3 protein-coding genes and 1 pseudogene are annotated in these 3165 nt (G+C 48.2%); 2 read left to right on the top strand and 2 right to left on the bottom strand.

All coding sequences use genetic code 11. The features are described from left to right. Positions 1-177, top strand: a pseudogene (locus Q0338_RS09150) (NAD(P)/FAD-dependent oxidoreductase); the annotation flags it as partial. Between the two features lie 21 nt (positions 178-198). Continuing rightward, the gene (locus Q0338_RS09145) at positions 199-807 is read left to right on the top strand and encodes a tetratricopeptide repeat protein (protein WP_298086483.1); all 609 of its coding nucleotides are present in this window, start codon (positions 199-201) and stop codon (positions 805-807) included. 32 nt (positions 808-839) lie between these two features. Here the strand turns inward: Q0338_RS09145 and Q0338_RS09140 are convergent, their stop codons facing one another. Both Q0338_RS09140 and Q0338_RS09135 read right to left on the bottom strand, forming a co-directional pair. After that, on the bottom strand, positions 840-1103 hold the full coding sequence (locus Q0338_RS09140) for a hypothetical protein (RefSeq protein WP_298086482.1): 264 nt from the start codon (positions 1101-1103) through the stop codon (positions 840-842). A gap of 88 nt (positions 1104-1191) precedes the next feature. After that, positions 1192-3165: TonB-dependent receptor (locus tag Q0338_RS09135; RefSeq protein ID WP_298086481.1), on the bottom strand; the 1974-nt coding region annotated here is incomplete at its 5' end.

Genomic DNA, 3165 nt, shown 5'->3' with positions numbered 1-3165 from the left:
GACGCAAAAAGCGGCAAAATTTTAGGCGCGGCATTTCACTGCGTTTACGCAAACGAGCTTATCAACGAAATCGCCATCGCAATGGCTCTAGGCGCGGGCGCTGATTTCTTTAAAAATCAGATTTTCACCCACCCTAGTATCAGCGAAGCGCTAAATGACCTCTTTGGACAATTTTAAAAACGACGGAAAGGATAAAAAATGAGGAATTTACTTCTTACCTTTATCGGGCTTTTATTTGTAGGATGCGCAGCTTCAAGCGGCGGACCCAACGACAACCCCGACTACGATTTTAACAAACGCGCCATCGAAGTTCTAAAGCCAAAATGCGAAAGCGGCAACTACTCCGCGTGCAACGATCTTGCCATCAGCTATCAAAATCTGCAAGATCACAAAACCGCTCTAAAATACTATGAAAGAGCGTGCAAAAACAACTATCAAGCCGCCTGCACAAACCTCGCCAACATGTACCAAACCGGCCTTGGCGTGAGCAAAGACGCAAACAAAGCACTTGAAATCTATAGCGCCTCATGCACGAACGGCGGGGCGTACTCTTGCTACTACTTAGGCGAGTTTTATCGCTCGGCAATCGACGGCAAAGAACCGGACTACGCAAACGCCATGTCGGCCTACGATAGAGGCTGCAAACTAGGCGACGTACCGTGCTGCACGAACACGGCCGTACTTTACGAGCACGGCCTAGGCGTAGCGCAGGACGAGTCAAAAGCTAGAAGCATCTACCGCTCGGCGTGCTTTAGCGGCGACACGTCTGCATGCGACAATCTAAAAAGAATGGGCAGAAAGCGCTAAATTTAACGCATTTAAATTCGGTGTTAAATTTACTACGGCGAGTCAAATTCGGCTCGCCTTTTTAAATTTGACCGTAGCAAATTTAACTTCAAATTTGCCTCAAAATTTACCTCCCAAAACCCACATCTTGAAAATATAAAAACCAAAAACCATCCGTCAAATTTGACGCCGAATGCTCGCAAATTTAACTGCTCAAATTTAGGTTTTATTCTTGGCGTTCCGTAGCAAAATTTTATTCGCTCCGCCAAAAAACAGGTTAAATTTGAGCGGATTTTCCCTGCAAATAGCAAAAACAAACAACGCCAAATTTGAGTAAATTTTATAAAAGATAGAAAAAGAGGGGCTCAAATTTAAGCCCCCGGAAGCGTAAGTTTAGAATAAAAATTAAAATTTATAAGAGACGTTAACCTTAAAGTTTCTGCCCGGCTCCCAGTCGATCGCGTTCGCATCGCCCGTGTACTGGGCTATTCTTTGAGAGTGCGAGACGTAGGCTTTGTTAAATACGTTATAAACGCCCGCGTTTATCTCAAGTCCTTTAAATTTACCGCCGCTTGGCGCATAAGTGAGATAGATGTCGCTCACGGCGTAGCTCGGGATATGTACGGCAGCGTCGTTGCCAGCACTCGTCGTGTCTTTCGAGGCGAAATAAATAAGATTATAGCCCACGAGCGTATCGATAGCGTTTATCGAATACTCGGCGTTAAAGGTGTATTTGTCGCCTTGGTCGCGGTAGCCGATGATATTTGACGTGTAGTAGCCGCCGCTACCGTTTCTCACGCGGTCTTTATATCTTACTTTTTGATGAGTGTAGCTGGCACCCAGGCTTAGCGCGTCGAGGTTTAGTCTAGCCAAAAGCTCGACGCCGTCGATATCCGCGCCGCCTGCGTTGATCCTATAAAGCACCGGATTTATGCGTCCGCCGGCTGCGTTATTATCTACGATTAGATTTTTGTATTTGGTTTTAAAGTATTTAGCTACGAAGCTAACGTGTCCCGTTTCGCTAAACTCGCCCTTGTAGCGTCCGCCGATCTCGTAGCTATCGCCCGTAGTAGCCTTTAGATCAGGGTTTGCTCTGTATCCTAGCGCCGTACCCCTACTAGCGCCGCTAGCTAGCATAGACTCCATAACGTCAGGTCCTCTAAACACTTTAGCGTAGCTGGCAAATACGCCAAGCCCTTTCATAAACTCGTAATCAAGCGCGAGAGCGGGCGTAAATTCGTCAAATTTGTATTTGTATCCGCCGATATTTGCGCCCGTGCCGTTATATGTCTTTAGCTCGTGGCGCTCGTATCTGATGCCAGGAGTCACGGTTAGGCCTGCAAATTTGATCGCGTCCTCTAAGTAAAACGAGTAGTTGTTTACTTTTTCGGGGCGGTTGTTTTGCGGTTTGTTAAAGTTCTCGCTGTGGTAGTACTCCGCGCCGTATCTTAGCGTTTGCGTCACGTCGCCCGTCTCTATCGCGGTTTTTGCTTTAGCGCTTAGGCCTCTAGTTTTTACGCCCCATTTGCTACCGTCGATCCTCTGATGCTTCGTATGATACGCCGTTACGTCTAGATTTAGCAGTTCGCTCGGCGTAAATTCGTACTTTAACGTCGTCGTGTCGCGCTCGTATTTGCGGTAGTCATCATTTGTATGCCAACTACCAAATTCTGCTCTTAAAGGATAAAGTCCCTTGTAGTGGTTGTGCTCGTGAGAGAGCGATATCCTGTGCGCGTCTAAAAAGCTATATCCGAGCTTAAAAAGATAGCTAAGGTCGTTGCCGTCGCCGCCGATTTTCTTACCGTTACCGCTCTTGCCGTAGTCGTAGCCTTTGTGATTTATCGCGGCTAAAAAGTCAAGCCCCTCAACAGGCGCGGTAAAAACCATGAGTCCTTGCGAAAATTCGTCGTTGTTTGAGGCGTAGCCCGTTTTGATTTTCGCACCGATGATTTCGCCCTCTTCCAGCAGATCTCTAGCGTCCACCGTCCTAAAGGCTACCGAACCGCCCAGAGCCCCGGCGCCGTTTACCACAGAGCGCGAGCCGACCTCAACGTCGATGGCCTTGATTAGATCGGGGTCGATCAGGAGGTCTGCGTTGTGGTGAAAGGTATTTCCGTTTTGCTTCGCGCCGTCGATCGTGATATTTAGGCCGCGGTCGCTCACGCCCCTCATGTAAATTTTTTGGTTCATGCCGTTCGTGCCGCCTACATAAACGCCGGGAATATCGCGCATGACGTCTTTTAGTATGCCTGCGTTTCTCGTGCTTATCTTTACGTCGTCAACGCCGTAGCCGCCGCCGGTGCTGGTTACTTCTACGCCGCTTAGCGTTACGTTCTCGGCGGCATTTGCGCCGATAGCCAGAGCCGCTACGAAAGAAAT

This window comes from uncultured Campylobacter sp. (assembly GCF_938018145.1).
GTDB lineage: Bacteria > Campylobacterota > Campylobacteria > Campylobacterales > Campylobacteraceae > Campylobacter_A.
Note: the sequence above shows the minus strand (reverse complement) of the source record. Positions and strands in the feature narration are given on the sequence as shown.

What these genes read in the sequence shown, in the direction of transcription:
- Q0338_RS09145 (WP_298086483.1), top strand. Translation starts at nt 199, where the DNA reads ATGAGGAATTTACTTCTTACCTTTATCGGGCTTTTATTTGTAGGATGC.